We start from the raw sequence: 17,775 nt of genomic DNA, 5'->3' as shown, positions 1-17,775 counted from the left end.
ATGAAAAAGATTGTAATGGCTTGCTGGATTATTCTTCTCGCTACAGTATTGGCCGGATGCAGTAAAGGAAATGGCTCTGACAACGGCGAAAATCAACAACCTGCTCAAAGCCCGAAAACAGGCGATGAACAACAAGGCTCGCAGGAAGGCGCAACAGGATTCGAGAAAAGAATAACCTTTACAGCCACCTCTGTAGACGTTACGGAAAACGGAAATTATACGGAAGATGAAATTTTCAAGACGTTGGATGAAAAATTTAATTTTGAATACAAGCTGGTTCCGTTAAGCTGGGATAATTGGGCAGAGAGAGATCGATTATGGATTAATTCCGGTGACATGCCTGACATGATGTTTTGGGATTTTAATTATACTGACTATTTGAATTATAGCAAACAAGGCTTAATCAAGCCTCTGCCAGATGATTACGAAAGTAAATATCCGAATTTGGCAAATTCCATTAAAAAATCCGGAATCGGAGATTTCTTGAAAAGCCAGGATCCGGATGGTCGATTGTATATGGTTCCTAATGTCATTTACAATAATCCAGTTACTGAAACTACCGATATTATTATTGATTCGAAGGTATTGTATTACAGACAAGATTGGGCTAAGAAAGTCGGAATTCAAGTTGGCGACACGATCACAATGGAACAAATAGCTCAATTGGGGAAAGCTTTTGTTGAACAAGATCCAGGTAATAATGGTGCTGGTAAAACAATCGGACTGTCATCTGCACCGGATCAATTATTCGCTGCATTTGTTCAGCCATTCAATAAACACTACAAGATATTCCATAAGGTTGACGGGAAGTATGTATGGGGAGCTTTCGAGGATTCCACGCTGGAAGGCGTGAAAAATTTCGAATATTACTTTAAGCAAGGCTTCATGGATAAAGATTTTTATACGTTTAAAGCACAGGAACATTTGGAAAAATTCAATGCAGGCATTAGCGGGATGTTCGTATGGGGTGCTTCAGCAGCAAACGTGAACGAAAGAATGCAAGCATTTGACAAAGCAAATCCGGATTTGGATTCTTTGGAATCGATTGGTATCGCCACAATTGTTGGAGATGACGGAAAGTTTTATGGTGAGCAGAACTTAATGAATTTCTGGACAGGAGAAATATTCAGTCCGACTTTGGATGATGAAACTTTTGATAGAATTTTGACTATTCTGGACTATATAGCGACACCGGAAGGCCAGCGTCTGATTTTTGCCGGAATTGAAGGCAAAGATTACGAAATGAATGGCGAGGAGCTAGTGATTACAAGAGAGAAGGACAGTGCGGGCAATTTCAAATATATTGCTGACATGTATCCTTCCTACTATTTCTTTTATACCAAAGTCATATTGCCGGATGATTGGTCTGCGCGCGATCCATCCTTGCCTGCCGCGGTACGAGATAGAGCTATAAGCATGTTTCGAGTAAAAGAAAAAATAACAGACGTTGTACCACCAGACTATGAGCTCATATTGTTGTCTACGCCAAATAAAAACAAGTTTAGTATTAATGTGGTCGATGCGATTGTGCAAGCTTTGTATAGTGGCAAAGATATTGAAACAGCTTGGGAAGAATGGAAGCTGAGTTCAGAGCCGAAGGTTAGAGATGTATTGAATGAAATTAATGGAGCGCTGATAAAGTGACGAAGCACGTCCCAGTATTCCTTTGACTGTGAAGGAATACTGGGACTTTTTTATTGTTTGCGAAATTATGCATTGTTAAAATTGTGTTACCGATAGGTATTTTGTTGTTCGTCGACGTGCTTCAGCGCTTCGATGAGCAGCAGCTGCGTCATGGACTGCCCATATGTCATAGGCGAGATCGGAATATCCTTATAGAACTGGGCGTCGTAGCCTACCGGCGTGCCGTAGGAAACTTGCTGCACAACTCCGTCCTCGTTAATTTGAGCAAGAACTCCTTGCAGGGCAAGCATCCCATTATTTTTAAGCTCAGCAGGCAAATAGCCCAGCCGTACGCCCTTGAGAATGCCGTAGCCGATTGCAGCCGATGCGGAAGCTTCAAGATAAGAGCTTGGATCGTCAAGCACGGTATGCCATAAGCCGCTTTCATGCTGCAGCTCCACTAAAGCCAGTACTTGGCATCGCAGCGTATCCAATAAGTATTCCTTCAAGCCGGGCTCCATCGCTGCCGTATCTAGAAAATCAACGGCGCCGCACGTATACCACGCATTTCCCCTGCCCCAGTGAACAGCTCCGTAATTGTGCTTGCCATTGTAATCCCAGCCATGATAGAACAAACCACTTTTTTTGTTGTACAAATATTTGATATGAAGAAGGTATTGGCGCTTCGCTTCTTCGACATATCCCGGTTTTTCAAAATAAATGCCTGCTTTGGCGAGAAACATGACCGTCATAAATAGGGTATCGATCAGAATTTGCCCTTCGTTGGCATCGCCGGTAATCATATGCTGGAAAGCACGATCCTCGCCTGTACGGATGAGACCATTCATTACCCACTCTGACCATTCCTTGCATATATGGCGGTATTCTGGGTTATCAGTTTTTTCGGCTAAAGAGACAAGAGTAATAAGCGGTGAGCAGGTGTTGACATTACGCTCCGGCAAGCCAGCTGCAATGCGGCGGTCATACCAGCTTATCAAATATTGCAATACGTCGGGATCGGCGGTCGCTTCAAAATATTGATACATGCCGTATAATCCGACCCCTTGCGGCCATTCCCACAAATCAATATCGATCAGCCCAATCGGATATTGTTCATTCATAGAGCTGTTTTTAAGAGTTTTCATCGCTTCAGAAACTTTTTTTATAGCAGATAGCAGCTGCTGCTTATTAATGGCAGTTTGTTGCGGCATTATGCTTTCACTCCTTTGTTTGCTCATCCAACATCGTGAGCCGTCCCATTACGCCAGCTCCGTCCACCTTCTGTATTTGACCGTTAACGGTAAAGCCATGTTCCCAATAAAGCTCTGCTGAGCCATATTCGGGATCCTGCAGGCGGATATGAAGGCCAGGCTCGTTCTCAATTCCAGCAGCAAGCAAACTTGCGGCGAATTGCTGGAAGCTCCCAGCTTCTGCTACGTTGGAGCAGCGCATCACCCATGTATTAAACAGCCCGTCTGATACCCATTCCCGTCTTCGGTTAGCGCCTTGCTCCGTCATTTTCATGCCATTTGCCGTCCAAACACCGATATACGAGCAGTCCTTGCGGGCAAACAGCCAGTTGTCTTGACTGAACCACTCGTCGTATTCATCGACTGGCAAGAAAAGATGCGTATATCCGGCATCATGCTGCGGATTGATCTGATAGTGCAAGACGGCAAGTCCTTTGAACTGCGCGGCCTTTGGCAGGGTGCCATTGCCGGCCCAGAAGCTTGGGCGTCCGCTTCCATAGCTATGAAGCTCTCCGGGATGGTTAATCCAAGCTTGTGCGTACGGCGATGCCGCATAGTGGACGATGTGCTCTTGATAACCCGCATACCCCGGGCGGAAATCTTGAATGGAGGACATGACGCCATCCTTCGTTTTATAGTGATACAAGCGTGCGTAACCGTCTTTTCCTTGCTCATACTCAAAGATGAAGCCTTTTCCGGCAGGCTTTAGATAAGCAGCGTAGTCAGCAGGAGCTTCGTATGAGCAAAGGCTGAAAATAACATTGCTTAACGAGTAGCCATTCAATATGCCTTCGCCATAAGCAATCCAGCACATCGAGGAGGTGCCGGCTACATTGTGTCCTTTCAGCTCTTTTTCATAGCTTCTGCCAAAAGTCGTCATCAACCGTCCGCCATGCGCATGAACAGCTATATAATAGAACAATTGATCCATCGCTCGTTTGGCCGCTTGCCGCAGCTCAACCGACTCGGCCAAATCGTAAATATGGAGAAGCCCTAGCGCATCAACAGGGATATAGGCGTTAGAATTCCATTCTGCAAGACCTTCTTCAAAGAACCGCTCGAACCATTCGGCTAATCGGCTTTCAGCTTGCTTGCGATGCTCCTTGCCGGTTTTTCCGCTGTTGCTAAAGCGCTCATCTGGGAACAGCTGTCCGGCAAACAGCTCGCAGGCATGGAACAGCAGAGCATGGTTTTCACTGAAAAACCACATGACATCACTGCCCGGATCATCGATCCAATAGCGGAAGGAAAGCATGCATTCCTTCACCTGCTGCCAGAACTGACCGGTTAAATACGGATCATCGCCCCTGCCTCTGTATTCCTTCCAAAGCTTGAACAAACCCGCTAAATAAAAATCAGAGCAATCCTCGCGCGCATGAATTCGTTTCATGCCTTCGTACAAAATAGCCATCGTCTGATCAGAAGGACCATGTATGTGCAGCTGCGCGACGGCGGTATGAATATTTTGGCTGCCTTGATCGGCAATAAAGCGCAGCGCAGCCTGCTTTCTTTCTTTGATCGTGTTCGAGGCAGGAGGCGGGTCTAGCGTTATGCAAGCCTCCATTCCAATTCGCTTGCTCAGCTTCAATCCGTCAAGCCAGAAATCGAGCGTAAAGTAATGATAGCCCATACCGATTTCATCTGTATGACCTAGCTCAAGCTGCTTCATGCCCGGCTGCAGCATAATCTGCTTCTTCTGCTGGCCGTCAAAGAAATTGCCCCATGTCACGTCAACCTGGATCGGCTCGTGCAAAGGATTATCCAGCTGAAGCGCGATAAAGCCGTCCGTGACAGACTCCTTTTCAAAGTAGCTGGCTTCAAGCGCCATCTCCAGCTGCAGCCACTGCTCTGACCGTTCAGGTGCAATCGGAAGCAGGATGGAGGGCTCGCTAGTGCTATATTCATCCAGCTGAAAGTAGTACTCGGTATCCCGTTCCGCCAAATCCTCAAATCGTATTTCAAATAAATGCACGCCTTGCTCAAGCTCGAGCTCGAATTCGGTTTGCTGCACTTTGTTGCGCTTGTACGATACAAAATCTATAACTAATGTGCCATCGACCCACAGCGTGACCGCACCACAGGTGCGGAGACTAAATTTGTAACGTCCGGCATTATCATATTCAATTTGCGTCGCTGCATAAGTGGTAAGCAGTGTCGGCTCAAACCAAAAGCCGGAATGATCGACTCTTGGATTGTCCCAAGGACAATAGACGGACCAGCTTTGCTGCTCGCCCTCTTGGCTGACAGCAGCGCCTGGGCCCGGCATTTCTAGCTGGAAAGGATATTGAGGCGGCTGCTTGCGCCGCTCCTCAACATATTCTTTTCTGCAAGGATTCTCGTGAATAGAAAAGCCCTCCAGCAGCCAAGTATTAATTTCGCCCGTCATCGTAACAGGCTCGAATTGTATTTTTTTCTCAAAAGGGCCGCTTATTAACCAGCGATTGATAGATTTTACAGCACGGTTATGCCCGTTTGGGCTGAATTGGCCTGTTTGAAACGGTTTGTAGCTCACGGTTGTATGCAGCATCGGATATTCTGTCCTTTCCTTATTTCATTCCTGTAGTGGCCATCCCTTGCACAAAGTGCTTTTGGAACATTAAAAACACAGCAAGCACCGGAACCATCGTTACAACGGTCATCGCGAGCAGACTGCCCCAGTCCACGTCATATTGTCCGATAAAGTTGGAGATTGCCAGCTGTACAGTATATTTGTTTGGATCGCTGATTACGATGAGCGGCCAGAGAAAGTCATCCCAGCGCCACATAAAGGAAAAGATCGCGAGAACGGCCATAATAGGCTGGGCAATCGGCAGCACGATCCGCCAATAAATTTTCCATTCGCCCGCCCCGTCTATACGCGCTGCCTCTAGCAGCTCATTAGGGATCGTAAGCAAATATTGGCGCATCAGGAATACGCCGGTTGGCGTTGCAGCCGGAGGGATAATAATCCCCCATAGCGAGTTGTATAGCCCGAGCTTGCTGATCACCTTAAAGATAGGGATCATAATAACCTCGAGCGGAATCATAAGCGTAGAAATAAAAGCGATCAGAATAAAGGTATCTCCGCGGAAACGGTATTTTGCCAGTGCATAGCCGGCCATCGAGTTGATCAGCAGCAGCAGCAGGGTAGACACAATCGTAACGAATAAGCTGTTCATAAACAGCAAGCCAAATTTCCCGGCCTTAAAAGCTATTTCATAGTTTTCAAACGTAAAATGGCTAGGGAATATGGACGGCGGCCATTTGTACAATTCATTTTTGCCCTTAAAGGATGAGACGACGACCCAGAACACAGGGAAAATATATACGATGGACAGCAGCGACAAGGTGATGTACGTAAATGGTTTCGATCTCAATCGTATGCTCCCCCTTTGGACAATTTGAACTGCACAAATGCGAATGTGCCGATTATGGCGAACAGAACGACAGACATGGCGCTTGCCAGGCCAAGCTCGGTCTTTTCAAAGCCGATTTCATAGATGTACTGCACCATATAAGTCGTTGCTTTGCCTGGACCTCCGCTCGTTAAAGCATACATAAGCGGATACTGCTTGAAAGCGTCAATGACAGTTAGAATAAGCACAAGCAGGCTCGTCGGCTTAAGCAGCGGCAGCGTGATTTTGAAAAATATGCGGGAACGCGATGCCCCGTCAATGCGGGCTGCTTCATAGAAGTCTGTAGGGATGGAATGCAATCCGGCTATAAAAATAACCATATAGAAGCCGATACGCGACCATAGTGTTGCTGCCACGACGGATACTTTCGCCCAGAACGGATCAGTCAGCCAGCCGATTTCCGGCAGCCCCAGCCCTCCCAGAATATAGTTGAGTATGCCGAAGCTGCTTCCGAAGATCCATTTCCATGTCAGACCGACGATAATAAAGGAAATCATAACCGGCCAGTAGTAGACGGCGCGAAACAAGCCTTTAAAGCGAATCTGTTGCGCAAGAAGCAGCGCAATGCCCAGCGAGCAGATAAACAGCAGCGGCACTGCTGTACCTGCATAAAGGAAAGTATTTTTGAGCACCTCCCAAAATTGCGAATTGGATAAAATAGATTTATAGTTATCAAGGCCAATAAACTTCATTGGATTGAGCCCGTCATATTTGTGCAAGGAATAGTAAAACCCCAATATAGCCGGGATGACAATAAACACGCTGAAAATGATAATGTTAGGCAAAACAAACAAATAAGGCGTTATCAGCTGTTTGAATTTGTGCATACGCTTCGGTTTATTGGAACTGCTGTGAACAGCTGCCTCCATAGTCGCCCTCCTTCGAATTTTGTGAAGAAAGGCTGCCTATTTGGCAGCCTCTTTGATTGCGGCGTTAATTTTTTCAGCAACTTCATCCAAAGCTTGCTTGGAAGTTTTACCGCCGGTTAATACATCCACAATGCTGTCGCGAATTTCATTTTGAACTTTAGGAATAATTTCTTGCTTGGACCAGTCCATGGCTGCACTTGCAGGCGTATTTTGCAGCTCATCCGCAAAAATCGCAAACATATCCGATCCGAATTCATAATCAAGCTTTGCATTATCGATACGAGGGCTCATAAACAGAGACTCGCTCGTATACTTCGCATTTACTTCCTTGGAGGATAGATACTGAATGAAAGCAGCGGCTTCGTCTTCCACGCCGGAGCCTTGGAACGCCATTACGTATTTTCCGCCTGGAACGGAGGAACGCTGAACCTCTTTTGGCATATACGTAATGCCCCATTCAAAATTATCGATATCCTTGTAGTTGCTAATCATCCAGTTGCCAGAGAAGTGAGCGCCTACCGTGCCTGTGCGGAACAGGTTATTCGGATTTTCGCCGCCCAGCCATACCGACTCAGGCATTAGGCCGTCTTTATGCAGTTTAATAAAATAGTCTACAGCGCGAACGCCGTTCTCATCATTGATAGCAGCAGCTGTTCCGTCTTCATTAAAAATGCTGCCCCCGAATTGGTAAAGCTGCGTCGACCAGCGATGCGGTGTAAAATCCCATACCATGCCGTGTTTAGCGCCGCCCTTATCGATTACCTGTCTAAGCGCCTGTGAAAACTCATCCCATGTCCAGATCTCTTCAGGCGATTGCGGTACTTTGACGCCCGCTTTGTCGAATAGGGTCTTGTTGTAAATGAGCCCGTTTGCCGTTACGTCCATTGGCACTGCAGCGAGCTTGTTATTGATGTAGTAGTAAGGCTTAACCGATGATGCGAATTGCTCCATAAATTTTTCAACATCGCCTACATAGGAGGACAGATCCAGCGCTTGGTTAATATAGGCTCCCGGATTAGTCATCCGTGATAGCGCTGGCGGTTTGCCGCCCGCAATCATCGTTTTCAGCTTTGTTTCGAGATCCTTGTATGCAACCTCAATTAAGTTGATCGTAACATGGCTGTTTTCGGCGGTATATTGGTTAATGATGCTTTTCATGACTTCGCCTTCAATACCGTCTGTAAACCATACAAAATCGAGCGTAACCTTCTTTTTCGTATCCGTTTCAGTCTTGCCGCCCGTGGCATTGCTCTCATTATTTTTAGGCGTGTTTGAGCTCGTATTTGGGCTGTTGCCAGTGGTACCGCTGTTGCCGCAGGCAGCCGTCAGTATGAGCAGTAGCGCGCTAATTAATACTAGCAATAAACGTTTACGTTGCATGCTTGATTCCCCCTAAGTCATTTAGTTGAATACGCTTACAAGTACATTATAGGGGGAAGCCCTAAGGCTCCGCCTTCAATTGCTTCGGATGATCATCTTCATTTTTTTCGGTTTTGCTGGTACTCTAATGGGCTGAAGCCTGTTACTTTTTTGAACACCTGACTGAAATAATTCGGGTTTGAAAAGCCGGTAAGGCCCGAAATATCTGTAACTCGGATATCTTCGCGCTCGAGCAGCTGTTTAGCCTTTTCGATGCGAATTTCGGTTAAATAATCGCGGTAGTTTTTACCGATTGTTTTTTTAAACAGCTCAGATAAGTAGGTGGTATGCAAATGAAACCGGTCGGCCAAATGAGTGAGGCTGATTGTTTCGTCCGCATAATGCTCGTGCAAATAAGCAGCTGCCTGCTGAATGACGTCTTGGCCGTTATTTTGCTGGTTTTTAGCTAAATCAGATAGGATCGTTTCCATTATTTCGGTGAAAAAAGTGCCTGCCTCTCCTTGTGAAACACATTGCCACAGGCTTTCGGGCAGTCCGCCAAGCATGAATTCGGCTTCCTCCAGCTTTATTCCGTGCTTATGGGCCAAGCTGTCCAGCAGCAATAGCAGGCGCAGCATGCGTACCGATTGCTCCTGCAGCGTTGGCAGGCTGCTTAGTGAAGTCAACTGCTGAATAAGCAGTGCAGCTTTACTCCGGTTTCCTTCCTCAATCGCTTCGCTAAGCTGCTTTTCGGTCTGCGGCGGCAGCTCGGCACTGGCACCCTTGCCGGCAGAAGGCGTTTGCTGTGCGAATTGCATCCATTGCAAACGGCTGGACGTAAATCCCTTCTTCCACTGCTCAGGGCCTTGTACAGCTATACCAATTCCGATCTTCAGTGTTATGGTGAGCATGCCTTCGAGCTGAATGCGGAATTCATTCTCTAGCCAGCTTTGCAAGGCGGCAGTTTCATAGGGCTCAGTTTTGAAAACAAGATGCAGCAGCTGCGGCATGGCAGAGTCCCGGAACACATAGGCCTTGTCATGCCACTGCTCAAGCAGCTCAGCAGCCGTCAAATAAGCAGCTAACAGAAGCAGCGGATCGGGAGCTCCTTGCGCTTGCTGGCTGACGCTGGAAGGGTGCTGCTTGCATCTAGCATCCCCTATTTCGACAGCGGCGAAGCATACCCATGCCTCCGCATGAAGAAGCTCGCTTAGGCCAAGCCGCTCGCCTTCACTTACCCATGCAGCGGCGCTGGAGCCAGAGCGTACCGCTTGCAGCCAGAACTGCTCCCGCAGCCGCTCTGTATGCTGATTTAACTCGTGTTTCAGCTTTTCTCCCTTGGCAAGCTCCGCTTGCTTCGCATCCAGTTCTTCTTTTATGCGCTGTAAGAGAGATGCCAGCTCCTTGCGGATAACCGGCTTTAGCAAATAGTCGCTAGCTCCGTATTTCATTGCGGCTTTCACATAGCTGAACTCTTCGTAGCCGGATAAGACAATATAATAGCAGTCCGGGTATAAGGCTGCGCATTGCTTCAGCAGCTCTGCGCCGTCCATAACCGGCATGCGGATATCTGTAATGACGAGGTGCGGCCGTAATGCCGCGATTTTGTCCAATGCTTCCTTGCCGTCAGCTGCTTCGCCGCATATTGTAAAGCCGTGCTGCTCCCAATTGATTTTTGCCATCAAGCCTTGCCGGATTTGACGCTCATCATCTACCAGCATTACTTTGTACATAGCTGCTGTCCTCCTCGTTGACAGGCAACGTCAAGCTGATCGTTGTTCCCTGCTGCAATTGTGATTTAATATTCACGCTGAATGCTTCGCCGTAGTATAAACGACATCTTACGAGCACATTGCGAAGGCCGATTTTGCTGCCAGGGCTGCCGAGTACTTTCGCGGGGTCCTCAGAGTAAGCTACCACAATTAGTTCTTTTATTAGCTCTTCGCTCATGCCTTCGCCGTTGTCCGTAATGGAAAGCTCCATAAAGTTACTGCTTGTTCGCTGCATACTAATGCGGATATGAGCATAGCGCAATTTTTCCTTGCTGTATTTCACGGCATTTTCTATAAGCGGCTGCAGCATAAATTTCATAATGGTTGCCTTCTCCAGGGAAGGATCCTTCTCGATAGAGAAGAACAGGCTGTCTTCAAAGCGTGTTTCCATAATAAAGGTATAGTACTCGATTTGCTGCAGCTCATCAGACAGAAGAATTGTGTCCGAATCCTGCTTCAGCGAATGGCGCAGCATTTGGCCCAACGACTCCGTTACATCAAGCAGCTGCTCCGTTTTTTGCTGAGCGGCGAGCGCGCCGATCGTTTCCAGCGTATTGTATAGAAAATGCGGATTGACCTGCATTAAGAGCGCTTTGTATTCAGCGTCCTGCTTTCTAAGCTTCAGTGTAAACTCATCGTGAATCAGCTGGTTCAAACGGCCCGCCATCCGCTCGAAGGCATGCAGCAAATAGCCGGTTTCGCCTCTTCGGGCAACACTTACCTTCTCTGCTGCTTGAAAATCTCCCATCTCAAGCCGCCTCATCATTTGCGACAATTTGCTGAGCGGTCGGGTCATGCTGGCAGAAATCCAGTAAGCCGCCGCTAACGTCAAAAGCAGAAGACCAAGCCCAATAGCCAGCATCGTACGGCTCATTTGGTCAATTTGGCGAAACAGCTCCTTCTCGGTAATTTCACCTATAATAATCCAGTTAAGAGCATCAAGCTTGCGATAGAACCAATAGCTGGATGTGCCATCATCATTTTTAAGCTTGAAGGCATCTTTGGTTTGTTCGCTTTGCAAAATATGGCTCCATTGCGGGCTATTGAGCACATTCAGCAAAGCTTGCCCGGCGGGCTGTGCACCGAATGGATCAGCTGACCGCAGGGAATCGCTTTCATTCCCCGCCATAATAAGCCCTTGTTTGTTTACGAGCTGCACGGTGCGCCATTGCTCCATTTCAATTTTGGACAAAGGCTGCTGAATCAGCGAGGATTCCACATTAATTTTGATAATTCCTTGAACGGTCATTGAATCGAGCTCAACGAGCGGGATGATCAGACTGTTCACCGGAATATTTTGCAAGGAATGGGGCTGGTAAGGGTCCAAATGTGTTCCAACCCAGCTAGGACCATGCTCTAGCACGTAGCTGTACCAGTCCTTGTTATTGTATTTGACATGGTGGTATACGGAATCATTGCCAATGACAAAGCCGTTGCGGTCGCTAAGCGAGATAGAGGCTATATTGGTTAAATTTAAGGTTACCTGGGACAAGTATTCCTTCACTTCGGCATTAAGCTGGTACTGCTCGGTTTGCGAAGGCTCAATCCGCGTTCCGCTGCGGACGCCGATCCAGCGCTGAATGAGCTGGTTGCTGAGCACCTGGAAGGCAGCATCCTCTACCTGGCCGCCAAGCATATCCAGATATCCGGCATATTGCTCAAGTGTTTGAGCGGAGGACGATTTGGTGATCAATTCTACATTGTTTTTGGAATGCTGAGTAAAAATGACGGTCATCGTCAGAAGGGGCACAACTAATAAAAGCGAGAAGATTAGGATCAGTTTTGACTTTAACGTATAGAACAATAGTTTCCTCTCCCTCGATCGTTGAAGATGCCTATACCATAGCGCAACTGAAACAAAGTTGGCAATAAACAATTTTAGCCTTCGGTCGAAATGAAGAGCGTTGAGAACGCTGAATTTAGCAGGAATGGACAAAAAAGTGCCGGCGGCGATGCCGCTGGCACTTTTGACTATATGGTTTAGCATCTGCACGGGTCGAGTAAACGATGACGAAATTGTAACGGTTGTGAGAAGTGTTATTTAGCCCCAAAAGGCAGTTTTGAATTTGTAACGGTTGCCACCAGCGCTATTTGTGAATTTTTTGCTCAATACGCCAGATTTGAGGCAAATAAGCGTTTCTAGAACCGTTAGAGTTTTAAAAGCGGTTTTTAAGACCAAATAGCGCCTCCGGCAACCGTTAGAGTGAAATCGATGGACGAAATGATTACAAAGAATCCACATATTGACGAACGATCGGCGCTGTTTTTGTACCTAGCAATTCTATCGCGCGCAATACGTCCTTATGCGGCATTGTGCCGACATTAATATGCAGAAAGAAGCGGTTAATGCCTAGATTTTTGTGCAGCAAAATAATTTTCTCCGCTGTATACTCAGGATCACCTACATATAAAGCGCCGCGCGGGCTGCAGGCAGCCTCAAAGGCTTCATACGTATATGGCGGCCAGCCGCGCTCGCGCCCTATTACGTTCATTTGCGCTTGAGTTGGCGGGAAAAACAATTGCTTGGCATATTCCGAAGTGTCAGCAATAAAACCGTGTGAATGTGTAGCAATTTGCAGTTTATTCGGATCATGACCCGCTTTCTCTGCAGCCTCTTTATAGAGATGTACAAGCGGCGCAAAGCGCTCCGGCATTCCGCCGATAATAGCCAGCGCAAGCGGCAAGCCAAGCTGTCCGGCGCGAATAACGGAATCCGGGCTGCCTCCGCTTGCGATCCATACAGGCAGCGGCTGCTGTTCAGCGCGTGGATAAACTCCCAAATCGCGAATGGAAGGGCGATGCTTGCCGTTCCAGCTTACTTTTTCATTTTCGCGAATTTTGAGCAGCAGCTGCAAATGCTCCTCGAACAGTTCATCATAATGCTCCAAAGAGTAGCCAAATAAAGGGAAGGATTCGATAAAGGAGCCTCTGCCTGCCATAATTTCAGCTCTTCCCCCAGATAAACCGTCAAGAGTGGAAAAATCTTGATACACTCTTACAGGATCGGCCGAGGATAGCACCGTAACTGCGCTCGTCAAACGGATATGCTTTGTCATAGCGGCTGCAGCAGCGAGTATAACCGCTGGCGCGCTAGAAGCATAATCAGAGCGGTGATGCTCGCCAATTCCGTATACATCAAGTCCAGTTTGGTCAGCCAGCACCATCTCATCAACCGCTTGACGCAGCCGTTTTGCATGGCTCATAGGCTTGCCTGTTTCCGGGTCAATCGTCGCTTCCAAAAAAGTACTTATGCCAATTTCAATTTTTTTATTTGCCATGCTCATAAATTCCCTCCCAATCTCCTGTTGCCAGGTAGTATCTGCGAATTAATATGCAAATATTTCTCTTCTTTAATTAGACACCATTATACTTTATAATTTAATGTTTCTCAATAAAAGTTAGAAAGAATGATAGTGTGAGCGAGCAGGACATACAATGAAATAGCCAACATTCAAAATGAAACGTTGATACCCGCCAGTGGGCAAAAAAACACCCCAGATCTAATTGCCTGTGCAATTAATTCCGGGGCACTCTTAATTTTTAGAAATATAGCAAAGTGTAAATGTTTCTCCGTAACCTGCTCCTATAGTTCATCGGAATTACATTATTCAAAGGATGGTGAAGCTGCTGATCCTTATTATTTCGTATAGTTGTCGAAGTAGCCTTGGATGAACACGATCGGCGTACCTTTATCACCGCTGCCGGAAGTCAGGTCAGATAGCGAGCCGATCAAATCTGTCAGGCGGCGAGGCGTTGTACCCTGCGCTTCCATAGCGCCCACCAAATCCTCTTGCTTGTTATTAATATACTCCGCTACCGCTTTTTGAAGTTCTTCACCGCGTAAATTAGCAAAATTGTTATCCGCCAAATATTTCAGCTTCACTTCGTTAGGTGTGCCGTTAAGACCTGCTGTAAAAGCTGGCGATACGACTGGATCCGCAAGCTCCCAAATTTTCCCTACAGGATCTTTAAATGCACCGTCTCCATAAACCATAACTTCGATCGTTTTTCCAGTAATTTCTTTAAGCTTTGCTTGAATAGAATCTACGATAGGCTGACAGTCGCGCGGGAATAGCTTAATGCTGTCCTCCGTTGATTTGTTGGAGCCAAGCAAGCCGTATTGCTCGTTATAGCCGCTGCCATTCACAGGTGCTGACAGGATGGCATCCAAGTTGTAAACTTTTTCAGCGCCATTAGCATTCAATATTTTTTTCGTTCTTGTACGAGTATGGATATCGCAAGTTAATACGCTTTTTGTATAGTCAAGAATCGTTTTTGGATTGTTGGAAAAAATAATTTCACATTCCACGCCGTTTTCTTCGATAATGGAACGGTAATATTCAATATAATCAACGCCAGTGAACGTATGCTTATTGTAGCCAAAATGCTTGCGGAATTGATCTTCAGTAAGCACATCTGTCCAAGGATTGATTCCTTTAACATCCAGCTCGTCAATATCAACCAAATGGTTGCCTACTTCATCAGATGGGTAGCTAAGCATCAACACAATTTTTTTTGCGCCTTTTGCAATACCGCTCAAGCAGATAGAGAAACGGTTACGGCTAAGAATCGGGAATATAACGCCAATTGTGTCATCTCCGAATTTTGCTTTGACATCTGCGGCAATATGATCAACAGTGGCGTAATTACCTTGTGCTCGAGCTACGATGGACTCTGTTAATGTAACGATATCTTTATCTTGAAAAGCAAAGCCTTCTACTTCAGCTGCTTTCAGTACGCTATCTACAACGATTTGCTCGATTGAATCGCCTTGATTAATTATTGGGCAACGTAGTCCTCTAACAACAGTACCAACTACTCTTTCCACTATAATCTCTCCCTATTTCTTGAATGTGTGAATCATCTACTTGTAATATACACGATGGAAATGGTATAAGTAAAATGAATATATCAAATGGTAGGTATAAGGGGTGGTTATATGGTTAGTAAATTAGATTTATACAAGATCTTCCTAAAGGTCGGTCAGTGCGAAAGCTTCTCTCATGCAGCCAAGGAGCTGTTTATGACCCAGCCTGCTGTAAGCCAGGCTATGCTGCAGCTGGAGCGCGAGCTTGATACCCGTTTGTTCCACCGTACCCCCAAAGGTGTTACATTGACTAATGAAGGCAGCCTATTATTTGAATATGTTCATTCTGCGATTAATTTGATTGGCGTAGGCGAGCAAAAAATATTAGCATTTAAAAATTTAACGATGGGCGAATTGAAAATTGGCGTTGGAGATACGATTTCACGCTATTATTTACTGCCTTTTTTGGAGAAGTTTCATAATCAATATCCAAATATTAAATTCAAAATCGTCAATGCAACGACACTTGAGCTGTGCTCCATTTTAAAATCAGGCGGTATCGATATTGCCATATGCAATTTCCCGCTTGACGATCCTTCCCTTGAACAAATCCCCTGCAGCCATATTCATGATGTATTCGTATGCGGATCTGAATATAAGCATCTGAGCGTAGAGCCTCAGGAACTGACTGATATATTGAAGCAGCCGCTTATATTTTTGGAACCGAAGTCCAATTCCAGAAAATATGTGGAAAATTATATCGCTTCGCAAGGGCTGCAGCTGGCGCCTGAATTTGAGCTTGGCTCTCATGATCTGCTGCTTGAATTCGCCAAAATAAATCTAGGTGTAGCTTGTGTCATCAAGGAATTTGCTGCTGAATATTTGGATAAGCGGCAATTGTATGAAATTCCGCTGCTTGCGCCTATTCCAAAGCGCAGTATCGGTGTTTGCTATTTGAGAAGCGTCCAGCTTTCACTTGCTGCTACCAAATTTGTTGAAATTATTGAGCAGGGCTGACTACTATAGGATATCCATTTGGAAAGGTGCTATTCGATGTACCGTTTCTTTCCGATCCTTTGTACCATTTGTCAGAATATCAATAGTATGTCACTATAGAGGGTGAATGATGATGAATGGGGGATCTGAATAAAGATGTCTACTTTGCCAAATTGTCCACAATGTGGTTCCGAATATACCTACGAGGATCGAAACATGTTCGTTTGTCCGGAATGCGCGCATGAATGGACGCTAGCAGCTGCTGATGATCAAGGCGCGAATGACGCAGTTGTGAAGGATGCTCATGGCAATGAGCTTCAAGATGGGGATTCAATTACAATTATTAAAGATTTGAAAGTTAAGGGCAGTTCAAGCGTGCTTAAGGTTGGCACGAAAGTGAAAAATATTCGCCTTGTCGAAGGCGATCACAATATAGACTGCAAAATTGACGGCTTTGGCGCGATGAAGCTGAAGTCAGAGTTTGTTAAAAAAGCATAGTCTAGCTGTAACAGCTGCAAATGAGAACCTGCCTTGTTAGGATGTAACAAAACATCCTGGCAAGGCAGGGCCTTTTAATAGATCTGGCGAAACGAAGAAGGCTGGCGATTAATTTGCATTACCCGTTTTCCTGGCCATTTTATCGAGAAAACTCAAAAATGATGCAAAGGTCTGACTGTTGAAAAAGTATGCCATGTAGAATGGACAAGTGCTGCATCCATGCTCGTGATAGCTAAGTACATTTTATGCATCTAGATTCTCATTTTTTGCTGAATAAACGATTCTAGATGTATTTCATGTATCTAGTTTTATTGAATCACCCTATATCCTGTGAATTCCGCCAAACTAAAGGCAGTTTTTCCTCTTAGAATCACTAAAAGCCCAAATTTCTTCAAACTAAGTACAGGAAATACAGGCTGTTTCAATGAAAACAGCTAATTTTCTCTTATAAAGAAACTCAACAACCCTATGCGTGTCTGCACCACCTCAAAACGTCTCCATGTATATGAAATTTCATATACATTACACTGATATGCCCTAAAAAACACAATTGTATATGAAATTTCATATACAATACGCTGATATGCCCCAAAAAACACAAATGTATATGAAATTTCATACACAATACGCTGAAATGCCCCAAAAAACACAAATGTATATGAAATTTCATATACATTACACTGATATGCCCCAAAAAACACAAATGTATATGAAATTTCATACACAATAAGCTGATATGCCCCAAAAAACACAAATGTATACGAAATTTCATACACAATACGCTGAAATGCCCCAAAAAACACAAATGTATATGAAATTTCATACAGAATAAGCTGAGATGCCCCAAAAAACACAAATGTATATGAAATTTCATACAGAATTGGTCGGTGTCATTTCAAAATCTGCGCTTCCACAAAATAGAGTTTGCCATCGTTGCAAAGTACTTGTTGCGGTTTTTCAACAGTATGAAAGGTGCATCATTTTCTTCCATTTTCATGCCCGAATTACAAAATCCTGCGATTCTCAGGCTGTTGATAAATAATTCTAACGAAGCTGACAAGCGCTATTTCAACGAAAACAGCTTATTATAAATTATAACGAAGATTAGCAGCTCTATGTGTGAATAATCCACGTTTTGAGGCACCTTTTTATCCAAATAAGGCCGCCTATCTCCGTTAGATTTTTGACAACAACGTTTTTTGCAAA

The 17,775-nt window shown here is 45.4% G+C and carries 12 protein-coding genes; 3 read left to right on the top strand and 9 right to left on the bottom strand.

All coding sequences use genetic code 11. From position 1 onward, the window contains the following. Positions 1-1,644, top strand: a complete 1,644-nt coding sequence (locus V1L65_RS01805) for an extracellular solute-binding protein (RefSeq protein ID WP_331697351.1) — start codon at positions 1-3, stop codon at positions 1,642-1,644. 86 nt (positions 1,645-1,730) lie between these two features. Here V1L65_RS01805 and bglB read toward each other — a convergent pair whose 3' ends face one another. The 9 genes from bglB to V1L65_RS01760 all read right to left on the bottom strand — a co-directional run bounded on the left by bglB (position 1,731) and on the right by V1L65_RS01760 (position 15,096). After that, the gene (gene bglB / locus V1L65_RS01800; RefSeq protein WP_331697350.1) at positions 1,731-2,834 is read right to left on the bottom strand and encodes a beta-galactosidase BglB; all 1,104 of its coding nucleotides are present in this window, start codon (positions 2,832-2,834) and stop codon (positions 1,731-1,733) included. 7 nt (positions 2,835-2,841) lie between these two features. Continuing rightward, on the bottom strand, positions 2,842-5,385 hold the full coding sequence (locus V1L65_RS01795; RefSeq protein ID WP_331697349.1) for a hypothetical protein: 2,544 nt from the start codon (positions 5,383-5,385) through the stop codon (positions 2,842-2,844). A gap of 34 nt (positions 5,386-5,419) precedes the next feature. Next, positions 5,420-6,229, bottom strand: coding sequence for a carbohydrate ABC transporter permease (locus V1L65_RS01790; protein ID WP_331697348.1), 810 nt, complete (start codon positions 6,227-6,229; stop codon positions 5,420-5,422). Continuing rightward, positions 6,226-7,137: a carbohydrate ABC transporter permease gene (locus V1L65_RS01785; RefSeq protein ID WP_331697347.1), complete on the bottom strand. Its 912-nt coding sequence runs from the start codon at positions 7,135-7,137 to the stop codon at positions 6,226-6,228. The genes V1L65_RS01790 and V1L65_RS01785 overlap by 4 nt, the downstream gene beginning before the upstream one ends. Before the next feature lie 36 nt (positions 7,138-7,173). After that, a complete protein-coding gene (locus V1L65_RS01780; RefSeq protein WP_331697346.1) occupies positions 7,174-8,517 on the bottom strand; it encodes an ABC transporter substrate-binding protein in 1,344 nt (447 codons plus the stop codon). Positions 8,518-8,615: 98 nt separating this feature from the next. Then, positions 8,616-10,229 carry a response regulator transcription factor gene (locus V1L65_RS01775; RefSeq protein WP_331697345.1) on the bottom strand — a complete coding sequence of 538 codons (1,614 nt, stop codon included), beginning with the start codon at positions 10,227-10,229 and terminating at the stop codon, positions 8,616-8,618. Beyond that, entirely contained in the window at positions 10,204-12,072 is a 1,869-nt protein-coding gene (locus V1L65_RS01770) for a cache domain-containing sensor histidine kinase (RefSeq protein ID WP_331697344.1), read from the bottom strand. Before V1L65_RS01770 ends, V1L65_RS01775 begins: the two co-directional genes overlap by 26 nt. 421 nt (positions 12,073-12,493) lie before the next feature. Then, complete coding sequence (locus V1L65_RS01765) at positions 12,494-13,546, bottom strand: LLM class flavin-dependent oxidoreductase (protein WP_442955660.1); 1,053 nt, start codon at positions 13,544-13,546, stop codon at positions 12,494-12,496. A 359-nt stretch (positions 13,547-13,905) separates the two neighbouring features. Next, complete coding sequence (locus V1L65_RS01760; RefSeq protein ID WP_331697342.1) at positions 13,906-15,096, bottom strand: coenzyme F420-0:L-glutamate ligase; 1,191 nt, start codon at positions 15,094-15,096, stop codon at positions 13,906-13,908. A 111-nt stretch (positions 15,097-15,207) separates the two neighbouring features. On the opposite strand from V1L65_RS01760, the gene V1L65_RS01755 reads away from it, so the two are divergent. Both V1L65_RS01755 and V1L65_RS01750 read left to right on the top strand, forming a co-directional pair. Beyond that, positions 15,208-16,092: a LysR family transcriptional regulator gene (locus V1L65_RS01755; protein ID WP_331697341.1), complete on the top strand. Its 885-nt coding sequence runs from the start codon at positions 15,208-15,210 to the stop codon at positions 16,090-16,092. A gap of 135 nt (positions 16,093-16,227) precedes the next feature. Then, positions 16,228-16,569 carry a zinc ribbon domain-containing protein YjdM gene (locus tag V1L65_RS01750; protein ID WP_331697340.1) on the top strand — a complete coding sequence of 114 codons (342 nt, stop codon included), beginning with the start codon at positions 16,228-16,230 and terminating at the stop codon, positions 16,567-16,569. Positions 16,570-17,775 lie beyond the last annotated feature (1,206 nt).

It is taken from the genome of Paenibacillus sp. IITD108 (genome assembly GCF_036541265.1).
GTDB lineage: Bacteria > Bacillota > Bacilli > Paenibacillales > Paenibacillaceae > Pristimantibacillus.
This window is presented reverse-complemented; position numbering and strand designations above follow the sequence as displayed.